This window comes from Pseudomonas sp. L5B5 (assembly GCF_020520285.1).
Lineage (GTDB): Bacteria > Pseudomonadota > Gammaproteobacteria > Pseudomonadales > Pseudomonadaceae > Aquipseudomonas.
In genome coordinates this window covers 3,689,194-3,712,400 of record NZ_CP084742.1, presented here as the reverse complement: position 1 = coordinate 3,712,400, position 23,207 = coordinate 3,689,194, and the positions used below count along the sequence as shown (strand labels likewise).

The following is a 23,207-nucleotide window of genomic DNA, read 5'->3' as shown; positions in this document are numbered from 1 at the left end:
GGCAAGCCTGAATGTAAGATAGCGATCCGCCGGGACGTTTTGACGCACTCAGGGTCGAGATGCTCCAGGCGAGTCCCGAAACAGCAGGAGTCCTTAGATGGCCCGTATTAGTGTTGAACGTGCCCATGGCCTGGGCAAGCAGGCGGCCCGTGAAAAAGCCGACAAACTGGCGCAGAAACTCGCCGATCAATATGGCCTGGAGCCAAAGTGGGCGGGCGATACGCTCAACCTCAAGCGCTCTGGAGTCAAAGGCGCGGTGCATGTAGGCGATGACTCCATCAGGGTCGATGTGGAGCTGGGCCTGTTGATGTCGGCCATGAGCGGCACCATCAAGTCGGAAATCGAAAAGGCCCTGGACAAGGCACTGGCCTGATCCTGTGCCGGTGGGTTGCGGGGCACTGCAAGGGTGCTCGAGTGTGCTCGCCGGCAAGCCGTTCCCCCAGGGGACGAACACTGTTTTATTGCATTCGTTAGGGTGCCGATTCTAATTTTTCTCTCTAGGTTGTGCCTCAGGTTCTCTTTCCGAGGACAGTTCCTCAATCCTTCTGCGCGTGAGGTGCACCATGGCCAAAGTAATCCTGAAGAAAAAAGTTGATGTTCAATCGACTGCTCTGAGCGAAGTCAAATCCTATGCTCGCAAGATCTGGTTAGCTGGTCTGGGCGCCTATGCCAAAGTCGGCCAGGAAGGCAGCGATTACTTCCAGGAGTTGATCAAGGCTGGTCAATCCGTTGAAAAGAAAGGCAAAAAAGTTGTGACTGAACAACTTGAGGCGGCCAACAGTCAGATCGATAGCGTCAAAGGGGATGTCAGCACTCTAAAAGGCCGGGTCGAAGTGCAGCTCGATAAAGTCGAGAAGGCTTTTGATACGCGCGTCGCCAGTGCCTTGAATCGTATCGGCATTCCGTCTAAACATGACGTTGAGACACTCTCTGCTAAGCTCGATGAGCTGACTGCATTGCTCGAACGTGTCGCGCGTAAACATTAAGGAGAACGGGATGGCTGGTAAAAAGAATACTGAAAAAGAAGGCAGCTCGTGGATCGGGAAAGTCGAAGAGTACTCCCGTAAAATTTGGCTTGCTGGTTTAGGCGTGTACTCGAAAATCGACTCTGACGGCAGCAAGCTTTTCGAATCCTTGGTCAAGGATGGCGAGAAAGCCGAGAAGCTGACCAAGACCGTAGTAGGCAAGAAAGTCGATGCCGCCAAAGACTCCGCGAACTCGGCCAAGTCGCGCATCAGTGACGTCAAGGATCGTGCCCTGGGCAAGTGGGATGAACTGGAAGGGGCTTTCGACAAGCGCCTGAACAGTGCCATTTCGCGTCTGGGTGTACCGAGCCGCAATGAAGTGAAGGTCCTGCATGACAAGGTCGATACCCTGACCCGGCAGATTGAAAAACTCACAGGTGCCAAGGTTGCGCCGGTCGCGGCCAAGACCGCTGCCGCCAAACCAGCAGCCAAACCCCTGGCCAAGCCTGCTGCCAAGCCGGTAGCCAAGCCGGTAGCCAAGCCGGTAGCCAAGGCTGCTGCGAAACCAGCAGCCAAGCCAGCAGCCAAGACCGCCGCTGCAAAGCCTGCGGCCAAACCGGCAGCCAAGCCTGTCGCAGCCAAGCCTGCAGCGAAGCCAGCGGCCAAACCTGCGGCGAAACCCGCAGCAGCCAAACCGGCCGCCAAGCCAGCTGCGAAGCCTGCCGCCGCGAAAAAACCGGTAGCCAAGAAACCCGCAGCCAAGCCCGTAGCCAAACCTGCAGCGGCGGCCAAGCCTGCAACTGCAGCCCCGGCAGCCTCGGCCAGTTCTGCGAATTCCGTCGCAGCGCCAGCCCCGACGGCCACCCCGGTTGCCGCGCCGAGCCCGGCGCCAAGCAGCCAGTCCTGATCCATCAGGACAACACGAACGCCCGGCCTGCGAAGACCGGGCGTTTTTCATGGGCCGGCGATAATCGTTCTACGGATGTTCGTCCAGGTAGCGCAGCGCCATCTGCTCGGTGGCCAGCTTGGCCGGCGGTAGCAGATGCGGCGCCACCAGCATCATGATCTGGTAGACCACCAGGCGTACCTCTCCCTCGCGATCGAGAATCCGCTGGTAATCCAGGGAGAACAGCAGGGTCATGGTGATCTGTTCCACCAGTTGCCCCAGGGCCTGGGTGCCACTGACCAATTGTCCCATCGTCTTGAGTCGTGCCAGCAGCGCCGCGAGCGTGCGCTTGAGGGCATTGAGCAGGCTGCGGATGCCCTTGGCCAGCTTCGGCAAGCGCCCGGCCAGGTTGGACAGGTCCTGGAACAGGAAGCGGTAGTGGGCCAGGCGCTCGACGATCAAGTGCAGGAACAGCCAGTAGTCTTCCGGTGCCAGCCGGGCGTCGGCGGGCGGGTCCAGCAGGGGCGTGAGTTCGTTCTGGAAGCGCTCGAACAAGCCGAGTACCAGTGGCTCCTTGCCATGAAAGTGGTAATAGAGGTTGCCGGGGCTGATCCCCATTTCATTGGCCACCTCCATGGTCGAGACGTTGGGCTCGCCCTTCTGGTTGAACAGCAGCAGGGCACATTCGAGTATCCGGTCGCGGGTTTTCATCCTGACTTCTTGTCGGTCCATTGAAAGGGGCGGCTCTGCCAGCCGCGGGGCAAGGTGTCTTCAGCGCACCCGCACGTAGGTGCCCGGCGCGGCTTCCATCGGCGGATAGGTCGGGTTGCCGAGGACGCTCAGGCTGTCCCGCTGCGTTCCGGAACGTTCCTGGGCCCAGGCCAGCCACTGGCTCCACCAACTGCCATCGACATGCTTGGCATCGTAGTACCAGGCCCGGGGGTCGCTGCTGAGCTTGGGATTTTCCACGTAGTTGGCCTTGGGGTTGCCAGGTGGGTTGAGAATGCTCTGGACATGCCCGCTGTTGGACAGCACGAAGCGCCGGTTGCCGCCCAGCAGCAGGGTCGAGCGATACACCGCGTCCCAGGGGGTGATGTGGTCGTTGATCCCGGCCACGCTGAAGCTGTCCACCGTGACCTTCTGCAGGTCGATCGGTGTGCCGCAGACTTCCAGGCCACCGACATGGCTCATCGGGTTGTGCTTGAAAAAGTCCAGCAGGTCGCCGTGCAGGGCAGCCGGTAGCCGAGTGCTGTCGTTGTTCCAGTAGAGAATGTCGAAGACCGGTGGCTCCTTGCCCAGCAGGTAGTTGTTGACCCAGTAGTTCCAGATCAGGTCGTTGGGGCGCATCCAGGCGAAGACCTTGGCCATGTCGCGACCATCCAGCACACCTTGCTGGTAGGAGCGGCGCTTGGCAGCCTCCAGGGTCTTCTCGTCGGCGAACAGCGTGGCCGGGCTGTCCAGCTGGCTGTCCAGCATGCTCACCAGGTAGGTGGCGCTGGCCACCCTACGCAGCTGCCTCTTGGCTTGCAGGTGACCCTGCAGTGCGGCGATGGTCATGCCGCCGGCGCAGGCGCCCATCAGGTTGACGTCACGACTGCCGGTAATGGCGCGAGTGACGTTCATTGCCTCCTCGACGGCCTCGACGTAACTGGACAGGCCCCATTCACGATGCCGTACATCGGGATTGCGCCAGCTGACCATGAACACCTGCAAGCCGTTCTTCAGGCAGTACTGGACGAAGCTGTTGGCCGGGCTGAGGTCGAAGATGTAGTACTTGTTGACCTGCGGCGGCACGATCAGCAGGGGCTTGGCGTACTGCTTCTCGCTCATGGGGCTGTACTGGATCAGCTCCAGCTGTTCGTTGCGAAACACCACCGAGCCCGGGGTGACGGCCAGGTTCCTGCCGATCTCGAAGGCGTGCTTGGTGACCTGGCTGGGCAGTCCGTTGTTGTGCAGCAGGTCGTCCACCAGGTTGCCGATGCCGCGTACCACGCTGTTGCCGCCGGTGTTGAAAATCTCCTTGAGCGCCAGGGGATTGAGCAGTGTGTTGGAAGGCGAAACCGCGTCATTGAGCAGGGAAAAGGCGAAATGCGCCCGTGCCCGGTCATCCTCTTCCATGCCGCTGTCGTCGATCCACTCCCGGACCTGCTTCTGCCAGCTCAGATAGGCCTGCAAGCCGCGCTTGTAGAAGGGGTTGAGGCTCCAGGCCGGGTCGACGAAGCGATTGTCCTTGGGGTTGGGCTTGTGCAGGGTCTCGCCGAGCAGCACGCGTCCCAGCTGGTTGCCCAGGGCCAGGGTATGGCGAACGCTGTGCAGCGGGTTGCGCAAGCTGTGGGCCGCGAGGCTGCGCAGGGTGGAGAACAGGTCTCGCCCCCGCAGGCCGGTGATCGCGCTTTGCGCGGTGATGTACATCGCAGGGGAGGGCAGCGTGCCCTGCGCAGGCTTGTCTTGCATGAGTCAACACTCCTTCGTCAAACCACTAACAAGCAGACCAATTCAAGACAAATACCTTAGTCGGTCCTGGCCTTTCCTGCGCGCGACGGTCCTGTCGAGGGAGCTGTTTTACTTCATGGGCTGGGCGGGCAGCGGATGCGGGTGCATCACGGCGCGTTGCCGTTCCTCCTGGAGGAACTTCATGATGATCGGGGCGACGGCTTCGGCCCGGGTGATGAGAAATAGATGGCCGTCATCGATGATATGCAACTGGGCATTGGGGATCCGCCAGGCCAGCATGCGCATGTTGATCAATGGGATCAGCGGGTCGTCGTCACCCGCCAGCACCAGGGTCGGCTGGTGGATCTTGTGCAGCCAGTGGATGCTGGTCCAGCCCACTCCGGCGAACAACTGCCAGTAGTAGCCCAGTTTTCCCGCCGAACGGACCTTGGCCGCGTGTTCCGCCGCCAGGTTCGGGTCGCGGCGAAAGGCACCGCCATAGATCAGCGGTGCGATACGCATGACGTGGGAGGGCTGCACGTAGCGCCGTGGGCTGGCCATCATCCACAGCACCTTGGGCTTGCCCGGGACCATGAAGGCGCCAGCCGCCGTGGCGGCCAGCACCAGCTTCTTGCAGCGTTCGGGATAGTCATAGGCGAACTGCTGGGCCAGTGCCCCGCCCCAGGACACACCCACGGCGTTGACCTGCCCATAGTCGAGGTAGTCGAGCATGCGGGCGGTCAGCTTGGCCAGGCCCGGAAAGCGATAGGGCCGCGAAGGCGTGGAAGATCCCCCCACACCCGGGACGTCGAAGGCAATGACCTCAAGATCCGGGTCCAGGGCCTGGACGAAAGGGAACACCAGCTCCAGGTTGGCGCCGATGCCATTGAAGATCAGCAGCGGCGTCAAGTGAGGCTTGCCGGGACGTACCGCAGTGCGGATGGTCTGGCCATCCAGATCGACGGTACGAAAGATGAACGAGTGTGGCATGCCGTAGCCCTGTGTATTTAACCGGTGGAGGTGCCTCCCGGCGCCCTCCGGATTTCCTGAGGCCAGGCCTCTCATGAAGAATAGGGCTTGGCGGCTCGTTGGCTAGCCGCCTTGCTGGGTACCTGCTCAGCGCTCGTGAACGTAGGTGCCCGGCGATGCCTCGCCGGCCACGTGTTTCTTGCTGCCCAGCACGCTCGGCGCCGGTTTCAGCTCGCCCGAGCGCTCCGCTTGCCAGGCCTGCCAGTACAGCCACCAGGAGTCGGTGTGCTTGACCGAGTTTTCCTGCCATTGGTCAGGGCATTCCGGAATCTCGGCGCTGGTCATGTAGCGCGCCTTGGGGTTGCCCGGTGGGTTGAGGATGCTCTGGATATGGCCGCTGCTGGACAGGACGAATTCCACCTGGCCGCCGAACAGCTGCGCCGACTTGTAGCAGGACTTCCAGGGGGTGATGTGGTCGTTGGTGCCGGCCAGGGAGAAGATATCGGCGGTCACCTGCTTCAGGTCGATCGGCGTGCCGCACACTTCCAGGGCATCGGCCCGGGTCAGTGGGTTGTTCTTGAACATCTCGATCAGGTCGCCGTGGAAGGCGGCAGGCAGGCGAGTGGTGTCGTTGTTCCAGAACAGGATGTCGAACACCGGCGGCTCGTTGCCCAGCAGGTAGTTGTTGACCCAGTAGTTCCAGATCAGGTCGTTGGGGCGCATCCACGCGAAGACCTTGGCCATGTCCTTGCCTTCGAGAACCCCGGCCTGGTAGGAGTGACGCTTGGCCGCCTCCAGGGTCTGCTCGTCGACGAACAGCGCCACCTGGGTATCCAGGGTGGTGTCGAGCACGCTGACCAGCAGGGTCAGGGCATTGACCTTCTTCTGCCCGAGGGCCGCATAGTGGCCCAGCAGGGCGGTGCAGGTGATGCCGCCGGAGCAGGCGCCGAGCATGTTCACATCCTTGCTGCCGGTGATCGCGGTAACCACATCAACCGCTTCCTTGAGGGCCTCGATATAGGTGGACAGGCCCCATTCGCGCTGGGCCTTGGTGGGGTTGCGCCAGCTGACGATGAACGTCTGCATGTTATTGCGCAGGCAGAAGCGCGCCAGGCTCTTGTCCGGACTGAGGTCGAAAACGTAGAACTTGTTGATTTGCGGCGGCACTACCAGCAATGGGCGTTCATGCACCTGCTCGGTAATTGGCCGGTACTGGATCAGCTCCAGGACGTCGTTGCGAAACACCACCGCGCCTTCGCTGGTACCCAGGTTCTTGCCCACTTCGAAGGCGTCCATGTTGACCTGGCTGGGCATGCCGCCGTTGTGCACCAGGTCCTTGGCCAGGTGGGACAGGCCGTCCAGCAGGCTCTTGCCGCCGGTTTCGAAGAAGCGCTTGACCGCTGCGGGGTTGGCCGCACTGTTGGTCGGGGCCATGGCTTCGGTCAGCAGGTTGATCACGAAGTGCCCGCGGCTGATGTCCTGTTCGGACAGGCTGCTGTCGCCAATCCAGTCGTGGAGTTCCTTGCGCCACGCCAGGTAGGTTTGCAGGTAGCGCCGGTACAGCGGGTTCTGGCTCCATGCCGGGTCGATGAAGCGGCGATCGTCGCTTTCGGGCTGCAGGGATGACTTGCCGAACATCACGTTCTTCAGTTCGAGGCCGAAGTGCGCGACATGCTTGACGCTGTGGATGGGTTGTTTGATGGCCTGGGTGAGCACCATTCGAGCAGAGGTAAGCAGGTCCTTTCTACGCAAGCCGATGACCGGATTGAGCCCCAGGGTATTCTCCGAGGCTTGGCGTTTCAGGTCATCGTTGTTCTTGTTACTCATCTACGACGCTCCATTGTCCTGAGACGAGTACCGGACCTGCTGTGTAGTCACACAGCACGAGGCCAGGCACTACTGCTCGGGTGACCGTTGATTGCATACCGCTGCCGTTACTTCGCAGAACTCTGCAGGGAACTTGCCAGGTCCATTGGTTACCCGAGTTTAATTTTTTTCGCAAGCAGGCCATTCATTGGCCATGCAGCCCTGCATTCAAACAGATGGAATTAGAAAATGCCCTCTAAACAGCCAGAGGCTTGAGCTAGAGCATCAGCTTGACGACGGACTCGTCCGGATCGCGGGATTTTCCTGCGGCCTGGAGTTGCTGCAGGTAGTCGCGCCACAGATCGTCCTGGCGCAGCGCGAGCTGGTACAGGTAGTCCCAGGTGAACAGACCGCTGTCATGGCCGTCGTCGAAGGTCAATTTCAGTGCGTACTGGCCGGCGGGTTCGATCTTGCTCAGGCCGACGCCAAGCTTGCCGAATTGCAGGATGGGTTTGCCGTGGCCCTGGACCTCGGCGGAGGGCGAGTGCACCCGCAGGAATTCCGCAGGCAGGTGGTAGACCTCGTCCGGACCGTAGGTCAGGGTCAGGGTCTTGGAGGCTTTGTGCAGGTTGATGCCGGTGGGCAGGCGGGCCATGGGCGTTCTCTCTTGAGCTTCAAGCCATAAGCTTCAAGCCACAAGAAGTGAGATTCAAGCCATCACCGATAAAACACTGGAGAAGCGTTGCTGCAAGCGACACGAATCAGCATGTCGCTTGCAGCTTGGCGCTTACAGGATATAGCGGGACAGGTCTTCGTTCTGCGCCAGTTCACCCAGGTGGCTGTTGACGTACGCAGCGTCGATGCGGATCGGCTCTTCGCTGTGGGCGCTGGCCAGGTCGCCGGCGCTGAACGACACCTCTTCGAGCAGGCGCTCGAGCAGGGTGTGCAGGCGACGGGCACCGATGTTCTCGGTCTTCTCATTGACCTGGTAGGCGATCTCGGCCAGGCGCTTGATGCCCTCGTCGGCGAACTCGATACCCAGGCCTTCGGTCTTGAGCAACGCGCAATATTGTTCGGTCAGCGACGCATGAGGCTCCTTGAGGATGCGCTCGAAGTCTTCCGGGGTCAGGGCCTTGAGTTCGACACGGATCGGCAGGCGGCCTTGCAGCTCGGGTACCAGGTCGCTCGGCTTGCTCAGGTGGAACGCGCCGGAGGCGATGAACAGGATGTGGTCGGTCTTGACCATGCCCAGCTTGGTGTTGACGGTGCAGCCCTCGATCAGCGGCAGCAGGTCGCGCTGCACGCCTTCGCGGGAGACATCGGCACCGCCGACATTACCGCGCTTGGCCACCTTGTCGATCTCGTCGATGAACACGATACCGTGCTGCTCGACGGCTTCCAGGGCCTTGGCCTTGAGTTCTTCCTCGTTGACCAGGCGGCTCGCTTCTTCATCGCGAACCATCTTCAGCGCTTCCTTGACCTTGAGCTTGCGGCTCTTGCGCTTGCCCTTGCCCATGTTGGCGAACAGGCTCTGCAGCTGGTTGGTCATCTCTTCCATGCCGGGAGGCGCGGCGATCTCGACGCCCATGTTCTCGGCGACTTCGATCTCGATTTCCTTGTCGTCCAGCTGGCCTTCACGCAGGCGCTTGCGGAACAGCTGGCGGGTGTTGGAATCGGTGCTGGTCTGTGCGGCTTCCTCGGCGAAGCTGCTGGCCCGGGCCTGGGGCAGCAGGGCGTCGAGGATACGGTCCTCGGCGGCATCTTCGGCGCGATGGCGCACGCGGACGATCTCCTGCTCGCGCAGCATCTTCAGCGCGGCGTCGGCCAGGTCGCGGATGATCGACTCGACATCGCGACCGACATAACCGACCTCGGTGAACTTGGTCGCTTCAACCTTGATGAACGGTGCGTTGGCCAGCTTGGCCAGGCGCCGGGCGATTTCCGTCTTGCCCACGCCGGTAGGGCCGATCATCAGGATGTTCTTGGGGGTGACCTCGGCGCGCAGTTCCGCAGGCAGTTGCATGCGCCGCCAGCGGTTGCGCAGGGCGATGGCCACGGCGCGCTTGGCGTCGTCCTGGCCGATGATATGGCGATTGAGTTCGTGGACGATTTCGCGGGGGGTCATGGACATGATAATTGACGGTCCTCAAGCAGGAATGAATGCCGTGGCGTGAGGGCCTGCCGCGTGACGGCAGGTCCGGGCCGAAACAGGCTTATTCCGCGAGATCCTGCTCCTCGATGGTTTGAGTGTGGTTGGTGAATACACAGATATCGCCGGCGATGCCCAGGGCGGTCTCGACGATCTCGCGAGCCGACAGGTCGGTTTTCTTCAGCAATGCGCTGGCGGCGGCCTGGGCGTAGGCGCCACCGGAACCCATGGCGATCAGGCCGTCCTCGGGTTCGACCACGTCACCGTTGCCGGTGATGATCAGCGAGGCGTCCTTGTTGGCCACGGCCAGCATGGCTTCCAGGCGGCTGAGGGAACGGTCGGTACGCCATTCCTTGGCCAGCTCGACGGCGGCACGAATCAGGTGGCCCTGGTGCTTCTCCAGCTGGCCTTCAAACCGTTCGAACAGGGTGAAGGCGTCGGCAGTGGCCCCGGCGAAGCCGGCAATGACCTGGCCGTGATACAGGCGGCGAACCTTTTTCGCATTGCCTTTCATCACGGTGTTGCCAAGGGAAACCTGGCCGTCGCCGCCCATGACGACTTTGCCGTGGCGGCGGACTGAAACGATGGTGGTCAAGGGAAAGTCTCCACGCAGCGGGGCGAAAGTGCCCAGATGGAAACTCATATGGGGGTGGCGAGAGGTTTTTCAACTGCCGGGCGAGGCGAGAGACGAGCGGCTTGGCATCGGGGGGAGGGACAGCGTGTCCTCTTTTGGCGCGACAGGCTGCCAAAAGAGGGCGCGATTGCCCGGGTGCGACGAGAGAGCGGGCCCTCGCCGCAGGGGGGGTCAGCGGTTCTGGCGCTGTTGTAACAGCAGGTTGCTGAAGCCGGCGCCAGCCAGTTGCTTCTGGGCTACGGTCAGCTGTTCGCGGTTGCTGAACGGGCCCACCAATACCCGGTACCAGGTTTCATCCTTCACCGTGCCGGATTCGACCGAGACCGACTGGCCCAGCAGGATGATCTGCGCGCGGACCTTGTCGGCATCGGCTTCCTTGCGGAATGACCCGGCCTGGAGGAAGAACTTGGTCACCGGCGCGGCCTTGGCCACCGGTGGCGCAGGTGGTGGCGTGATGCCGGCCAGGGCCGCCTGGGCCCGGGCGGTGTCGATCTTCGCCGCTTCTGCCGGAGTTACCGGAGTGGTTGGCACTGGCGGCACCTGTGGCGTCGGCAGGGTCTTTTCCGGTACCGCTTCGGGCGGCACGATGACCTCCGATTCCGGCAGCAGGGTGTAGAAATCGTACTTGGGCTTCACCGGTTGCTGCGGGCTGGGCGGTGTCTTGTTGGCCTCCGCGATCTTGCTGGCCTTCTGTTGCTCGATCTTCTCGCGCTTGACGCTGTCGCCGCCCTTGCCTGGCTCGAGCTTCATCAGGAACACGATGAATGCACCGATGGTCAGGCCGATGGCCAGCCACAGCCAGCCCGGGATCGGCTTCTTGGCCGGGGGCTGGTAACGACTGGCGCCACGCTTGGGTGCAGGTTTTTTCTTGGCAGCCAACTTACATTTGCTCCAGGACTTCAAGGCCCAGCAGTTCCAGACCTTGCTTGAGGGTACGCCGGGTCAGCTCGGTCAGGCGCAGGCGGCTATTCATCTGCTCGGGAGTCTCGGCTGCCAGGATCGGGCAGTTCTCGTAGAAGCTGGAGAACAGCCCGGCCACATCGTACAGGTAGCTGCACAGCACGTGTGGGGTGCCTTTTTCGGCGACGTTGTTGAGGATCTCGCCAAACTGCGCCAGGCGCGCTGCCAGCTCCAGCTCCTGGGCGGCGTGCAGTTCGATCTTGCCCTGTACCTGGCTGAAGTCCTTGCCCAGCTTGCGGAACACGCCGGCAGCACGGGTGTAGGCGTACAGCAGGTAGGGCGCGGTGTTGCCTTCGAAGTTGAGCATCAGGTCGAAGTTGAAGCTGTAGTCGCTGGTGCGGTGCTTGGACAGGTCGGCGTATTTCACCGAGTCGATGCCCACCACTTTGGCGATGCGGCGCAGGTCGGCTTCCGGCAGCTGCGGGTTCTTTTCCTTCACCAGGGCGTAGGCCCGCTCCTCGGCTTCGGTCAACAGGTCGATCAGCTTCACGGTGCCGCCGTCACGGGTCTTGAACGGACGGCCGTCGGCGCCGTTCATGGTGCCGAAGCCCATGTGCTCCATTGCCATCGGATGGGTGACGAAGCCGGCCTTGTGGGCCACCGCGAACACTTGCTGGAAGTGCAGGGCCTGGCGCTGGTCGACGAAGTACAGGGCACGGTCGGCCTTGAGCTTGCCGCTGCGGTAGCGCACGGCCGCCAGGTCGGTGGTGGCGTACAGGTAGCCGCCGCCGGCCTTGACGATGATCACTGGCAGCGGCTCGCCCTCGGCGTTCTTGAACTCGTCGAGGAACACGCACTGGGCGCCATTGCTCTCCACCAGCATGCCCTGGGCCTTGAGGTCGTTGACCACGTTGATCAGGTCATCGTTGTAGGCGCTCTCGCCCATCACGTCGGCCATGGTCAGCTTGACGTTGAGCAGCTCGTAGATTTTCTGGCAGTGGGACAGGGAGATGTCCTTGAACCGGCTCCACAGCGCCAGGCAGTCCGGGTCGCCAGCTTGCAGCTTGACCACCAGGGCGCGGGCGCGGTCGGCGAAGGCTTCGGACTCGTCGAAGCGCTGCTTGGCCGCGCGGTAGAAGTTCTCCAGGTCCGACAGCTCGTCGCTGGTGATGGGGTTCTCTTCCAGGTAGGCCATCAGCATGCCGAACTGGGTGCCCCAGTCGCCCACGTGGTTCTGGCGGATGACCGTATCGCCAAGGAACTCCAGGACCCGCGCCACGCCGTCGCCGATGATGGTGGAGCGCAGGTGGCCCACGTGCATCTCCTTGGCCAGGTTGGGCGCCGACAAGTCGATCACGGTGCGTTGTACCGGGCCGGCCTTGCGTACGTTCAGGCGAGCGTCGTCGAGTGCCGCGTCCAGGCGTGCAGCCAGGGCCTGGGTGTTCTGGAAGAAGTTGATGAAGCCCGGCCCGGCAATTTCCGCCTTGCTCAGGTTCTCGTCAGCCGGCAATGCGGCGATGATTTTCTCCGCCAGGTCGCGAGGTTTCATGCCGGCAGGCTTGGCCAGCATCATGGCGATGTTGCTGGCGAAGTCGCCATGGGTCTTGTCGCGGGTATTTTCGACCTGGATCGCCGGCGTCAGGCCTTCTGGCAACACACCTTCGGCGACGAGTTGGGCGATGGCTTGCTGGATGAGCTGGCGAATGGTGTCTTTCATGGTCTTCTCTTTCGACCGCTGGCGCGGCGGCGCTTCGGTGCGCAGGTGGAAAAACTGGGCATTATCCGTTGCCGGGGGCAGGTTGCCAACCTTTGGGGGGTGAGCGGCAAGACACCGGCTACTTATAGCCTTGGGCTGGCCGCCTGCGGCTCAGTACAGGTCGACCGGGTCCACATCCAGTGACCAGCGTACCTGTCGGCCGCTGGGCATCTGCTCCAGGACCAGCAGCCAGCTGCTGAGCAGTCGGTGCAGCGGTGCTCGGGCATTGGCCTGCAGCAGCAGTTGTGCCCTGTAGCGCCCGGCTCGACGCTCCATGGGCGCGGGCACTGGCCCCAGCAACTCGATGCCGCCCAGTTGCTGTTCCGCCAGCAGGCGCTCGGCCTCGCTGCAGGCCTCATCCAGGAACGCCTCGGCCTGGCCCGGCTTGTGGGCTTCGGCTCGAAGCAGGGCCAGGTGGGCGAACGGGGGCAGGCCAGCGGCGCGGCGTTCGCTCAGGGCCTGCTCGGCGAAGGCGAAATAGCCTTGCTCGGTCAATTGCACCAGCAGCGGATGGTCGGCCAGGTGCGTCTGGATGATGACCTTGCCGGGCTCTTCGGCCCGGCCAGCGCGACCGGCCACCTGGACGATCAATTGCGCCATGCGCTCACTGGCGCGAAAGTCCCCGGAAAACAGGCCGCCGTCGGCATCGAGGATCGCGACCAGGGTCACCCTGGGGAAGTGATGCCCCTTGGCTAGCATCTGCGTGCCCACCAGGATGCACGGATGGCCCTTCTGGATGGTGGCGAACAGCTGGTTCATCGCATCCTTGCGCGAGGTGCTGTCGCGGTCCACCCGCAGCACCGGGTAGTCGGGGAACAGGATCGCCAGGCGCTCTTCCGCCCGTTCGGTGCCGGCGCCCACTGGCCGAAGGTCGACCTTGGCGCACTGCGGGCAGTGCCGTGGCACACGCTCCACATGGCCACAATGGTGGCAACGCAGTTCACCAGAGCGCTGGTGCACGGTCATGCGGGCATCGCAGCGCTGGCACTCGGACATCCAGCCGCAGTCGTGGCAGAGCAGGGTCGGAGCGAAGCCGCGGCGATTGAGGAACACCAGGACCTGTTGCCCGGCCGCGAGGGTCTGGCCGATGGCCTGCTGCATGGGGCCGGAAATGCCGCTATCCAGCGGGCGGCTCTTCACGTCCAGGCGCAGGAAGCGTGGTTGTTTGGCGCCGCCGGCCCGTTCGTTCATGCGTAGCAGGCCATAGCGGCCGGTGTAGGCGTTGTGCAGGCTTTCCAGGGACGGCGTGGCCGAGCCCAGGACAATCGGGATGTTCTCCTGCCGGGCGCGTACCAGGGCCAGGTCGCGAGCGTGGTAACGCAGGCCTTCCTGTTGTTTGTAGGAGCCGTCGTGCTCCTCGTCGATGATGATCAGCCCGGGGTTCTTCATCGGCGTGAACAGCGCTGAACGGGTGCCGATGATGATGTCGGCCTCGCCGTCCCGGGCCGCCAGCCAGGCATCCAGGCGTTCGCGATCGTTGACCGCCGAGTGCAGCAGGGCGATGCGTGCATTGAAGCGCTGTTCGAAGCGCGCCAGGGTCTGGGGGCCGAGGTTGATTTCCGGGATCAGCACCAGGGCCTGCTTGCCGGCTTCCAGGGTTTCGCGAATCAGCTGCAGGTAGACCTCGGTCTTGCCGCTGCCGGTGACACCCGCCAGCAGGAAGGCGTGGTAGCTGTCGAACCCGGCGCGGATCGCCTCATAGGCAGCGCGTTGCTCGCTGTTGAGCGGCAGCTCCGGCTGGGCCAGCCAGTGTTCGTGGCGGGCTCCGGGGGCGTGCCGGCGCACGTCTATGCGGACCAGGTCCTTGGCCAGCAGCAGGTCGAGGCTGTCCTTGCTCAGCATCAGCTTGCTCAGGAGCGCGTGGGGCACGCCGTGGGGATGCTGGGCCAAGGTTGCCAGGGCTTCTCGCTGGCGTGGCGCGCGGGCGATTCGCGGGTCGTCGAGGCGGGCCCCGGGGGCGATCGACCAGAAACGCTCCTGGCGAGCCTCGGCCGGTTCGCCCTGGCGCAACAGCACCGGCAAAGCCCAGCTCAGGGTGTCCCCCAGGCTGTGCTGGTAGTACTGGGCGGTCCACAGACACAACTTGAACAGGGCCGCTGGCAGCGGTGGCGTGGGGTCCAGCAGGGCCAGGGCCGGCTTGAGCTTGTCCGCCGGGACCTCGCTGTGATCGGCCACCTGTACCAGGATGCCGATCATCTCCCGGCGCCCGAACGGCACGCGCAGACGCATGCCCGGGTGTAGCTGGGTAGGCAGTACGCCGGCGGGAGCACGGTAGTCGAACAGGCGGCGCAGGGGCGAAGGCAGGGCGAGGCGCAGGATGGCGTCGGGCACGCGGGGTTGTCTCACAGGGCGGGCAATCGATAGGGTTTGGAGCCTAACAGACGGACGGTGGAGTGTCCTGCACAAGCGCGCGCGTCCAGGTTGAATGCCCAGCCAGTGCAAGGATGGGCCTGTCAAGGAGATAGCGGTTTTTTCAGATGGAGGGTTGTTCGGCTCTCTTGCGCGATTGCCGGGGTCTGGTAGAATCCGCGCCCTAATTCGTGCGGTATTCAACAATAGTGTTGGGTGGCGGCACGCTAGCCTGAGGAATACATCATGAAAGCCGATATCCATCCAGTATACGAAGCCATTACCGCTACTTGCAGCTGCGGTAACGTCATCGAAACTCGCTCCACCCTGGCCAAGCCTCTGAGCCTGGACGTGTGCAACGAGTGCCACCCGTTCTACACCGGTAAGCAGAAGACTCTGGACGTTGGCGGTCGTGTCGACAAGTTCAAGTCGCGCTTCGGTGCTTTCGGCGCAACGAAGAAGGCCTGAGGCTGATCGTTCTGGAAAGCCGATACCGACTTTCCTCGCTGATGAAAAAGGCGTCCCTGGTGGGCGCCTTTTTTGTGCCTGCGATTTGGCTGACAGCTGTCCAGGCGTTCTGCCCGGTTCCAGCGCCGGGAAGTGTGATGCCCGCCACCGTGCTGCGTGTGGTGGATGGCGACACCCTGCGTCTCAAGGACGGTCGTAGCGTACGCATGATCGGCCTCAATGCGCCGGAACTGGCCAGGGCAGGGCGCAAGGCCGAGCCCCTGGCCCTGGCAGCGCGCCAGCGCCTGGAACAGTTGGTGGCGCAGAGCGGTGGACGGGTCGGCCTGGTCCTTGGGCGTGAGCGGCATGATCGCTACGGCCGGACCCTGGCCCATGTATATGGTGCCAATGGCCTCAACTTCGAAGCGCGGCTGATCGCCGAAGGGCTTGCCTACCGGATTGCCCTGGCGCCGAATGTCGCACTGGTCGCCTGCCAGCAGGCCGCCGAAGACCACGCGCGCCGTGCTCGGCTGGGGCTGTGGCGGCAGTCGCCTGTACTGAAAGCGGAGCAGATCCGTGCCCCGGGCTTTGCCTTGCTCACGGGGCGGGTAAGCAAGGTGCTGCGCAATCGCAGTGGGGTTTGGATCACATTGCACGGCTCGGTTGTATTGCGCATTGCACCCAATATCCGGGACGGGTTCCCCCCAGGCCGGCTCAAGCACCTTGTTGGGCGACGCGTCGAGGCTCGTGGCTGGGTGGTCGAGCGCCGGCGCCAAGGGCGTTCCCGTCGTGGCGAAGTGCGCTGGATGGTCTCGCTGAGGGATCCGTCGATGCTCAGGATTCCCTGAAATCGCAAAATTGTAGACATTTTCAGTAAAAATTGTGAACAGGTGAAAGCCTTGCGGGCTGCGGCTCTTGGCCCAAAGTCGTAGGCTACAGGCCTTGACAGCGGTGACTGGCCAGTCTTGTGGGGACTATGCGACACGCGTATCCTCGGCGGTCCGTCTGTCCAACAGTAAAAGCGGAATGCCCACATGTCTGATTTGAAAACTGCCGCTCTCGAATATCATGCCAATCCTCGTCCAGGAAAGCTGAGTGTCGAGCTCACCAAGGCCACTGCTACCGCCCGCGACCTCGCGCTGGCCTACAGCCCTGGCGTAGCCGAACCGGTGCGTGAAATCGCGCGCGATCCGGAACTGGCCTACAAGTACACCGGCAAAGGCAACCTGGTTGCCGTCATTTCCGATGGCACCGCTATTCTCGGCCTGGGCAACCTTGGCCCGCTGGCCTCCAAGCCGGTGATGGAAGGCAAGGGCGTGCTGTTCAAGCGCTTCGCCGGCATCGATGTGTTCGACATCGAAGTCGATTCCGAAAGCCCGCAGGCCTTCATCGACACCGTCAAGCGCATTTCCATCACTTTCGGTGGCATCAACCTGGAAGACATCAAGGCGCCAGAGTGCTTCGAGATCGAGCGTGCGCTGATCGAGCAGTGCGACATTCCGGTATTCCACGATGACCAGCACGGCACCGCGATCGTGACCGCGGCCGGCATGATCAACGCCCTGGAAATCGCCGGCAAGACCCTGGCCGACGCCAAGATCGTCTGCCTGGGCGCCGGCGCTGCCGCCATCTCCTGCATGAAGTTGCTGGTGAGCATGGGCGCACAGATCGAGAACATCTTCATGGTCGACCGTACCGGCGTGATCCATTCCGGCCGTGACGATCTGAACCAGTACAAGGCCGTGTTCGCCCACGCGACCGACAAGCGTACCCTGGCCGATGCCCTGCAAGGCGCCGATGTGTTCGTGGGCCTGTCCGGTCCGAACCTGCTGAGCGCGGAAGGTCTGAAGTCGATGGCGGCCAACCCGATCGTGTTCGCCTGCTCCAACCCTGATCCGGAAATTGCCCCGGAACTGGCCCACGCCACCCGCGACGACGTGATCATGGCAACCGGTCGTTCGGACTATCCGAACCAGGTCAACAACGTGCTGGGCTTCCCCTTCATCTTCCGTGGTGCCCTGGACGTTCGCGCCAAGCGCATCAACGAAGAGATGAAGATCGCGGCGGCCATCGCCCTGAAGGACCTGGCCAAGCTGCCAGTGCCTCAGGAAGTCTGCGACGCCTACGGCGGCCAGGCGCTGGAGTTCGGTCGTGAGTACATCATTCCCAAGCCAATGGATGCCCGCCTGATCACCGTGATCTCCGATGCCGTGGCCAAGGCCGCCATCGAGACCGGCGTGGCCACCCTGCCGTATCCGAAGAACTATCCGCTGAAAAGCGTGGATGACGTGTTCAACGGCTAACAGCAGCCCATAAAAAACCCGGCCATCGAGCCGGGTTTTTTATGGGAGCGTTTCAAGCTTCAAGCTGCAAGAGAAGGCGCTGTCGCTTCTTCTTGCGGCTTGGGGCTGGCAGCTTGAGCTGCTCTCTTAGAACAGATCGATCGGTGCCGCCTCGTCGGCAGGCAGCGGGCTGCCGGGCGCGACGCCATTGCCCAGCTCGTTGACCGACGGTGGAGTGTCTTCGCTCTTGAACAGTTCGAAGTAGGCATTCGGCGTGCCTGGGGCGGCTGCACGACCGCTGACCGGATCGACCCGCAGGCTGAGGATGCCTTCCGGCTCGGGCTGGGTGTGCGGTGGCTTGTCCTTGAGCGCGGCGCCCATGAAGTTCATCCAGATCGGCAGTGCGACGGTGCCGCCGTATTCGCGGCGTCCCAGGCTTTCGGGTTGGTCGAAGCCGGTCCACACGGTGGTCACGTAGTCGGCGTTGTAGCCTGAGAACCAAGCGTCCTTGGACTCGTTGGTGGTACCGGTCTTGCCGGCCAGGTCCGGACGGCCCAGCGCCAGGGCACGGCGGCCGGTTCCCAGCTTGATCACGTCCTCGAGCATGCTGTTGAGGATGTAGGCGGTGCGTCCGTCGATGATTCGTTCGGCCACCGCTGGGGCCTGTGCAGTCGGCTGCACCGGGTTATCGCCGGCCACGGTATTGACCGTGAAGCCTTGCTCGGGTGCGGCGATTCCGCTGCTGGCGGTGTTGCCATTGGGCACGCTGGGCGGGTTGGCGCTGAACAGCTGTTCGCCGTTGCGGCTTTCGATCTTGTCGATGATATAGGGGGTGACCTTGTAGCCGCCGTTGGCGAAGGTGCTCCAGCCGGTGGCGATCTCCATGGGGGTCAGGGTCGCGGTGCCGAGGGCCAGGGACAGGTTGCGCGGCAGATCCTGCTTGTTGAAGCCGAACTTGCTGATGTAGTCGATGGTGCGATCCACGCCCATGCTTTGCAGCAGGCGGATCGACACCAGGTTGCGCGACTTGTACAGCGCCTCGCGCATGCGGATCGGGCCGAGGAAGGTGTTGGTGTCATTCTTCGGGCGCCAGACCTTGTCCAGGTACTCGTCGACGAACACGATTGGCGCGTCGTTCACCAGGCTGGCCGGGGTATAGCCGTTGTCCAGGGCGGCGCTGTAGATGAACGGCTTGAAGCTGGAGCCGGGCTGGCGCTTGGCCTGCATCGCGCGGTTGTAGTTGCTCTGCTCGAAGGCGAAGCCGCCGACCAGTGCGCGGATTGCCCCGTTTTGCGGGTCCAGGGTCACCAGGGCGCCCTGGGCGACCGGGATCTGGCTGAACTTCAGCGAGTTGTCCGCCTGGCGCTGTACGCGCACCAGGTCACCGACCTGCGCCACGTCCGATGGCTGGCGCGGTACGGCGCCCATGCTGTTGGTGTTGAGGAATGGGCGGGCCCATTTCATGGTCTCCCAGGCCACATGTTCCTGGCCGTTGCGAGTCAGCACCTGGACGCCGTTCTTCTCGATCAGGGTCACGATCGCCGGCTCCAGCCCGCTGATGGTCCGCTGCTTGGTCAGTTCGGTGCTCCAGGCTGCCTGGGTCTTGCCGGGCAGGCGCGATTCCGGGCCACGGTAGCCGTGGCGCTGGTCGTAGGTCATCAAGCCTTCATGAACGGCGGTGTTGGCCATTTCCTGCAGGTCGCTGGGCACCGTGGTGGTCACCCGGAAACCTTCGGTGTAGGCATCGCTGCCATAGCGCCCGACCATCTCGGCCCGGGCCATCTCGGCGACGTAGGGGGCGTTCACCTCCGGGGTCGGGACGTGGTAACTGGCGTTGAGCGGCTCGTTGACCGCTTCGGTGTAGGCCGCCTCGGTGATCTTGCCGAGCTTGTACATGCGCCCCAGGATCCAGTCGCGCCGTTCCTTGCTGCGCGCCGGGTTGGCCAGGGGGTTGAAGCGCGAGGGCGCCTTGGGCAATCCGGCGATCATCGCCATCTGCGCCAGGCTGACATCACGAATGGACTTGCCGTAGTACACCTGCGCCGCTGCCTCGATCCCGTAGGCTCGGTTGCCCAGGTAGATCTTGTTGACGTACAGCTCGAGGATCTCGTCCTTGGTCAATTGGCGCTCGATCTGCAGGGCCAGGAGGATCTCGGTGGTCTTGCGCGAAAAGCTGCGCTCGCTGGAGAGGAAGAAGTTCTTCGCCACCTGCATGGTGATTGTGCTGCCGCCGGACTGGATGTGCCCGCTCTTGACCAGCTGGGTCGCGGCCCGCATCAGGCTGCTGGGGTCAACTCCGTAATGGTTGGCGAAGTTGTCGTCTTCAGCACTTAGTAACGCATTGATGAAGTTGGGGGGAATGTCGGCGAAACGGATAGGAGTACGGCGCATCTCGCCGAATTCGGCGATCAACTTGCCGTCGCTGCTGTACACCCGCAGAGGAATCTGCAACTGGATACTTCTCAGGGCCTCTACCGATGGCAAGCCAGGACTAAGATAGAGAAACGCACCGGAGAGGGCGAGGAGCAGCCCGCAGAACACCGCTACGATGGACCACCCGAAAAACTTCAGCAGACGAATCAAGGCTTTTGGATTTCCAGAGAAAGGAATGAATTAGGCGTCGGGGCATTCACGGTCATCAGGACCGACCCACGCTGCGGGTAAACGCGGAAAAAAACGCGGGCATTATAAGCATTTTCCGCCCAGAGCGTCATTTGACCGTCTGTCAAGACGCGACGATCGAGCGCACTGCGGCTCAAGGAATCCGTAACCTACGGATAGTCATAAGGAATTGGTCGTGCTTGGACTATTCAGCAAAAAGTCGAGTTCCCTGCTGGGGATCGATATCGAGGCGACGGCGGTCACGCTTCTGGCCTTGAGCCGCCAGGGCAACGGTTACCGGGTCGAAACCTATGCCAGGCAACCCCTGGCTCCCGGCGTGGTGCAGGATCGGTCGATCGTCGACCCCGAAGCATTGGCCAGGTCCTTGTCCAGCGTCCTGCTCAAGGCCGGTACCGGCCTGGGCAACGTGGCGGTGGCGGTGTCCGATGAGGCTGTGATCAGCAAGGTGATCGAAGTGCCGGCGGGGTTGTCGGAACTGGAGCTGGAAGATCAGGTTTTGCTGGAGGCGGAACAGTACATCCCCTATCCCCTGGAGGACGCAGCCATCGATTTCGACAGGCAAGGGGCGGTGCCTGGCCGCTCCGAACGGGACCAGGTATTGCTGGTGGCTTGTCGCCGCGAACAGGTTGCGTCCCTGGAATCAGTACTGGCCCTGGCCAACCTGAATGTGCAGGTGGTGGAGACCCAGTCACTTGCCCGGGAGCGCTGCCTGTCGTTGCTGGGGGCGGGAAAGGCGACCCAGGCGGTCCTGGACATCGGCCTGGAGCGCAGCTTGTTCAACGTGATGCATGATCAGCGGGTCATTCATGTCCGCGAACAGCTGTTCGGCAGCCGTCAGTTGCAGGATGCCCTGCAGCGTCATGGGCTGACGCTGGAGGAGGTATTGCTGGCCCAGCGCCATGGCCTCCCGCTCCAGGATCATGACGGGGAGGTGCTGCACCTGTTCGAGGACAGTCTTGTGCTACAGGCGACCCATGCATTGCAGCAGTTCGCCGAATCGCCCCGGCAGCGACCCGTTGACCTGTTGCTGCTGGCGGGCGCTGCCAGCCGTCTGGAGGGCCTGGCCCATCGTGTGGAGGAGCGCCTGGGCATGACCACCCGTGTCGCCAACCCTTTTCGTGACATGTCCTGCAGCCCGGGGGTGGATGCCCTGGCGCTCGCTGACCAGGCCCCGACCCTGTTGTCCGCCTGTGGCCTGGCCTTGAGAGGAGTGCACTGATGTCCCGGATCAACCTACTGCCCTGGCGCGAGGCTTCACGGGAGCTGCGTCGACGACGGTACTTCCGGGTGCTGGTGGTGATGGTGCTGTTGGGTGCCGGGGTGATCCTGCTGGCAGACGTCTACATCTCGCGGATCATTGAGCGGCTGCACCTGCGCAATCAGTACCTGGAACAGGCCTCGGTACGCCTGGACGACCGGCTCGCCAGTCTTCATGAGCTCAAGTCCCAGCGCCAGCAACTGATTGAGCGCATGAAGATCGTCGAGGAACTGCAAGAACACCGGTCGTCCAGCGTGCAGTTTTTCGAACAACTGGCCCGCAGCCTGCCGGACGGCGTCTATTTCACCGAGCTTGAACAGCAGGGGCGCAGTCTGGACATCAAGGGGGCCGCAGAGTCCAACGAGCGAGTTTCCGAATTGCTGCGCAACCTGCAGTTCGCCGAAGGTTTTGCCGCTCCTGAGCTGGGTGAGGTCAGGCAGGCTGCAGAGGGTGGCCAGGGATTGCACAACCGGTTTCGGCTAAGGGTGCAGCAGGTGCCTCTCTCCTCCCGGGATTCGATGCCGTGAGTCGCAAGCCATGGTGGGACCCCTTGCAGGGCGCCGATGTGCGAACGCTGGCATTGGACAATCCTGGTGCCTGGCCGGCCCCGCTCAGGGTGCTGCTGGCGATTCTGGTCCTGCTGGGGGTTCTGGTGGCGGGTCGCGGGTTTTATCTGGAGGGAGGCCTGGCGCATCTGGGGCAATTGCGCCAGAAAGAAGCCCGGTTCAAGGAGCAGGTCGCCGGCAAGGTGCGTGAGGGAGCCGAACTCGAAGCCTACCAGCAGCAGTTGGCGCTGATGCAGGCTCAGCTTCGACTATGGCTGGGTCAGTTTCCCAGCGATGCCGAAGTGCCTGGCCTGTTGGAGGACATCAGTCGTGCAGGCCTGGACGTCGGGCTGGATTTCGAGGAGATCCGGTTGCAGGCCGAGTTGCCCCGGCAGCATTTCGTGCAACTGCCGATCCAGCTCACGGTTACGGGTGCCTACCATGACCTGGCGACTTTCGTCAGTGGCCTTGCCGGCCTGACCCGAATCCTCACGGTGCACGATATTCGGATCAGGCCGGTGGCTGCAGGCAACTCCATGCGCTTGCGAATGCAACTGGAAGCGCGGACCTATAGATATGACAGCCAGAAGGCACGCTCATGAACGGTGTCCGCGGTTTGCTGGGGGTTGCAGTCTGCATCGGCCTCGCGGGATGTGCGGCCGAGACGGGGCACGCCGACCTGGAGGCATACCTGGACGCGGCGCGGACACAGGCCACCGTCCAGCTCGAGCCTGCCCCGACCCTTCGTCCGGTTCCGACGCCCAGTTACGGCGCCAGCGCATTGCGCAGCCCGTTCCAGATCCCTCTGGGCGCCTCTGTCGCCGACCGGCAAGGCGCAGCAGTACCTGGCATGAATGACCCGGCTCGGGTCCGCGAGCCTCTCGAGGGTTTCGATATCGAGCAGTTGCAGATGGTCGGAACCCTGTCCGGCGCTGCCGGGAGTTTCGTCCTGCTGCGTGGGGGCGGCGTGGTGTATCGCTTGCGGATCGGCGACTACCTGGGGCGCGATCAGGGCCGGATCGTGGCCATCGGCGATTCCCGGGTAGACGTCGTGGAGGTGGTTCCCGATGGAGCGGGAGCCTGGCTGGAGCGATCGCGGACGCTGGCGCTGAAAACACACTCTTGAATGGAATCAGGATAATGAGCAGGACTGTTTCAGCCAGTAGCCTGGCGCTATGGGCCGTGTTGCTGGTGTCTGCCAGCGCC

Annotated in this window: 21 protein-coding genes; 10 read left to right on the top strand and 11 right to left on the bottom strand. The window is 62.9% G+C overall.

Annotated elements, in window-relative coordinates:
* The first annotated feature begins 97 nt into the window (after window positions 1–97).
* From LGQ10_RS16945 to LGQ10_RS16935, 3 genes are all read left to right on the top strand, one after another.
* Window positions 98–373, top strand: coding sequence for a polyhydroxyalkanoic acid system family protein (locus LGQ10_RS16945; RefSeq protein WP_226522637.1), 276 nt, complete (start codon window positions 98–100; stop codon window positions 371–373).
* A 190-nt stretch (window positions 374–563) separates the two neighbouring features.
* Entirely contained in the window at window positions 564–986 is a 423-nt protein-coding gene (locus tag LGQ10_RS16940; protein WP_058435017.1) for a phasin family protein, read from the top strand.
* A 10-nt stretch (window positions 987–996) separates the two neighbouring features.
* On the top strand, window positions 997–1,872 hold the full coding sequence (locus LGQ10_RS16935; RefSeq protein ID WP_226522636.1) for a phasin family protein: 876 nt from the start codon (window positions 997–999) through the stop codon (window positions 1,870–1,872).
* A gap of 69 nt (window positions 1,873–1,941) precedes the next feature.
* On the opposite strand, the gene LGQ10_RS16930 is transcribed toward LGQ10_RS16935, so the two are convergent.
* The 10 genes from LGQ10_RS16930 to LGQ10_RS16885 all read right to left on the bottom strand — a co-directional run bounded on the left by LGQ10_RS16930 (window position 1,942) and on the right by LGQ10_RS16885 (window position 14,829).
* Entirely contained in the window at window positions 1,942–2,562 is a 621-nt protein-coding gene (locus tag LGQ10_RS16930; protein ID WP_058435015.1) for a TetR/AcrR family transcriptional regulator, read from the bottom strand.
* Window positions 2,563–2,622: 60 nt separating this feature from the next.
* Window positions 2,623–4,305 carry a class II poly(R)-hydroxyalkanoic acid synthase gene (gene phaC / locus LGQ10_RS16925; protein ID WP_058435014.1) on the bottom strand — a complete coding sequence of 561 codons (1,683 nt, stop codon included), beginning with the start codon at window positions 4,303–4,305 and terminating at the stop codon, window positions 2,623–2,625.
* A 108-nt stretch (window positions 4,306–4,413) separates the two neighbouring features.
* Complete coding sequence (gene phaZ / locus LGQ10_RS16920; protein WP_058435013.1) at window positions 4,414–5,274, bottom strand: poly(3-hydroxyalkanoate) depolymerase; 861 nt, start codon at window positions 5,272–5,274, stop codon at window positions 4,414–4,416.
* A gap of 126 nt (window positions 5,275–5,400) precedes the next feature.
* Window positions 5,401–7,080 (bottom strand): class II poly(R)-hydroxyalkanoic acid synthase, encoded by a 1,680-nt coding sequence (phaC, locus tag LGQ10_RS16915; protein ID WP_226522635.1) that lies wholly within the window; start codon window positions 7,078–7,080, stop codon window positions 5,401–5,403.
* Window positions 7,081–7,336: 256 nt separating this feature from the next.
* The gene (locus tag LGQ10_RS16910; RefSeq protein WP_058437260.1) at window positions 7,337–7,714 is read right to left on the bottom strand and encodes a gamma-butyrobetaine hydroxylase-like domain-containing protein; all 378 of its coding nucleotides are present in this window, start codon (window positions 7,712–7,714) and stop codon (window positions 7,337–7,339) included.
* Between the two features lie 132 nt (window positions 7,715–7,846).
* The gene (gene hslU / locus LGQ10_RS16905) at window positions 7,847–9,190 is read right to left on the bottom strand and encodes an ATP-dependent protease ATPase subunit HslU (protein WP_226522634.1); all 1,344 of its coding nucleotides are present in this window, start codon (window positions 9,188–9,190) and stop codon (window positions 7,847–7,849) included.
* A gap of 82 nt (window positions 9,191–9,272) precedes the next feature.
* Window positions 9,273–9,803 carry an ATP-dependent protease subunit HslV gene (gene hslV, locus LGQ10_RS16900; RefSeq protein ID WP_007968352.1) on the bottom strand — a complete coding sequence of 177 codons (531 nt, stop codon included), beginning with the start codon at window positions 9,801–9,803 and terminating at the stop codon, window positions 9,273–9,275.
* A 210-nt stretch (window positions 9,804–10,013) separates the two neighbouring features.
* A complete protein-coding gene (locus tag LGQ10_RS16895; protein WP_022639727.1) occupies window positions 10,014–10,721 on the bottom strand; it encodes an SPOR domain-containing protein in 708 nt (235 codons plus the stop codon).
* A gap of 1 nt (window position 10,722) precedes the next feature.
* Window positions 10,723–12,459: an arginine--tRNA ligase gene (gene argS, locus LGQ10_RS16890; protein ID WP_226522633.1), complete on the bottom strand. Its 1,737-nt coding sequence runs from the start codon at window positions 12,457–12,459 to the stop codon at window positions 10,723–10,725.
* 150 nt (window positions 12,460–12,609) lie between these two features.
* The gene (locus tag LGQ10_RS16885; RefSeq protein WP_226522632.1) at window positions 12,610–14,829 is read right to left on the bottom strand and encodes a primosomal protein N'; all 2,220 of its coding nucleotides are present in this window, start codon (window positions 14,827–14,829) and stop codon (window positions 12,610–12,612) included.
* 264 nt (window positions 14,830–15,093) lie between these two features.
* On the opposite strand from LGQ10_RS16885, the gene rpmE reads away from it, so the two are divergent.
* The 3 genes from rpmE to LGQ10_RS16870 all read left to right on the top strand — a co-directional run bounded on the left by rpmE (window position 15,094) and on the right by LGQ10_RS16870 (window position 17,597).
* Window positions 15,094–15,315 (top strand): 50S ribosomal protein L31, encoded by a 222-nt coding sequence (rpmE, locus tag LGQ10_RS16880; protein WP_011058815.1) that lies wholly within the window; start codon window positions 15,094–15,096, stop codon window positions 15,313–15,315.
* Window positions 15,316–15,356: 41 nt separating this feature from the next.
* Window positions 15,357–16,142 carry a thermonuclease family protein gene (locus LGQ10_RS16875; RefSeq protein ID WP_226522631.1) on the top strand — a complete coding sequence of 262 codons (786 nt, stop codon included), beginning with the start codon at window positions 15,357–15,359 and terminating at the stop codon, window positions 16,140–16,142.
* Window positions 16,143–16,328: 186 nt separating this feature from the next.
* Window positions 16,329–17,597, top strand: coding sequence for a malic enzyme-like NAD(P)-binding protein (locus LGQ10_RS16870; protein ID WP_226522630.1), 1,269 nt, complete (start codon window positions 16,329–16,331; stop codon window positions 17,595–17,597).
* Between the two features lie 126 nt (window positions 17,598–17,723).
* Here the strand turns inward: LGQ10_RS16870 and LGQ10_RS16865 are convergent, their stop codons facing one another.
* Window positions 17,724–20,156 (bottom strand): penicillin-binding protein 1A, encoded by a 2,433-nt coding sequence (locus LGQ10_RS16865; protein ID WP_413247629.1) that lies wholly within the window; start codon window positions 20,154–20,156, stop codon window positions 17,724–17,726.
* A 217-nt stretch (window positions 20,157–20,373) separates the two neighbouring features.
* Between LGQ10_RS16865 and pilM the strand changes: the two genes are divergently transcribed.
* From pilM to LGQ10_RS16845, 4 genes are read left to right on the top strand one after another with little or no spacing between them, the layout of a single operon-like run.
* Window positions 20,374–21,417: a type IV pilus assembly protein PilM gene (gene pilM, locus LGQ10_RS16860; protein WP_226522628.1), complete on the top strand. Its 1,044-nt coding sequence runs from the start codon at window positions 20,374–20,376 to the stop codon at window positions 21,415–21,417.
* The gene (locus tag LGQ10_RS16855; RefSeq protein ID WP_226522627.1) at window positions 21,417–21,983 is read left to right on the top strand and encodes a PilN domain-containing protein; all 567 of its coding nucleotides are present in this window, start codon (window positions 21,417–21,419) and stop codon (window positions 21,981–21,983) included. Before pilM ends, LGQ10_RS16855 begins: the two co-directional genes overlap by 1 nt.
* Window positions 21,980–22,603 carry a type 4a pilus biogenesis protein PilO gene (locus tag LGQ10_RS16850; RefSeq protein WP_226522626.1) on the top strand — a complete coding sequence of 208 codons (624 nt, stop codon included), beginning with the start codon at window positions 21,980–21,982 and terminating at the stop codon, window positions 22,601–22,603. Before LGQ10_RS16855 ends, LGQ10_RS16850 begins: the two co-directional genes overlap by 4 nt.
* A complete protein-coding gene (locus tag LGQ10_RS16845) occupies window positions 22,600–23,127 on the top strand; it encodes a pilus assembly protein PilP (protein WP_226522625.1) in 528 nt (175 codons plus the stop codon). Before LGQ10_RS16850 ends, LGQ10_RS16845 begins: the two co-directional genes overlap by 4 nt.
* Window positions 23,128–23,207: the final 80 nt, after the last annotated feature.

Bases quoted from the DNA above. Each gene is read 5' to 3' on its own strand.
- LGQ10_RS16945 (WP_226522637.1), top strand. From the start codon at position 98: ATGGCCCGTATTAGTGTTGAACGTGCCCATGGCCTGGGCAAGCAGGCG.
- LGQ10_RS16940 (WP_058435017.1), top strand. From the start codon at position 564: ATGGCCAAAGTAATCCTGAAGAAAAAAGTTGATGTTCAATCGACTGCT.
- LGQ10_RS16935 (WP_226522636.1), top strand. From the start codon at position 997: ATGGCTGGTAAAAAGAATACTGAAAAAGAAGGCAGCTCGTGGATCGGG.
- LGQ10_RS16930 (WP_058435015.1), bottom strand. From the start codon at position 2,562: ATGAAAACCCGCGACCGGATACTCGAATGTGCCCTGCTGCTGTTCAAC.
- phaC (WP_058435014.1), bottom strand. From the start codon at position 4,305: ATGCAAGACAAGCCTGCGCAGGGCACGCTGCCCTCCCCTGCGATGTAC.
- phaZ (WP_058435013.1), bottom strand. From the start codon at position 5,274: ATGCCACACTCGTTCATCTTTCGTACCGTCGATCTGGATGGCCAGACC.
- phaC (WP_226522635.1), bottom strand. From the start codon at position 7,080: ATGAGTAACAAGAACAACGATGACCTGAAACGCCAAGCCTCGGAGAAT.
- LGQ10_RS16910 (WP_058437260.1), bottom strand. From the start codon at position 7,714: ATGGCCCGCCTGCCCACCGGCATCAACCTGCACAAAGCCTCCAAGACC.
- hslU (WP_226522634.1), bottom strand. From the start codon at position 9,190: ATGTCCATGACCCCCCGCGAAATCGTCCACGAACTCAATCGCCATATC.
- argS (WP_226522633.1), bottom strand. From the start codon at position 12,459: ATGAAAGACACCATTCGCCAGCTCATCCAGCAAGCCATCGCCCAACTC.
- rpmE (WP_011058815.1), top strand. From the start codon at position 15,094: ATGAAAGCCGATATCCATCCAGTATACGAAGCCATTACCGCTACTTGC.
- LGQ10_RS16875 (WP_226522631.1), top strand. From the start codon at position 15,357: ATGAAAAAGGCGTCCCTGGTGGGCGCCTTTTTTGTGCCTGCGATTTGG.
- LGQ10_RS16870 (WP_226522630.1), top strand. From the start codon at position 16,329: ATGTCTGATTTGAAAACTGCCGCTCTCGAATATCATGCCAATCCTCGT.
- LGQ10_RS16855 (WP_226522627.1), top strand. From the start codon at position 21,417: ATGTCCCGGATCAACCTACTGCCCTGGCGCGAGGCTTCACGGGAGCTG.
- LGQ10_RS16845 (WP_226522625.1), top strand. From the start codon at position 22,600: ATGAACGGTGTCCGCGGTTTGCTGGGGGTTGCAGTCTGCATCGGCCTC.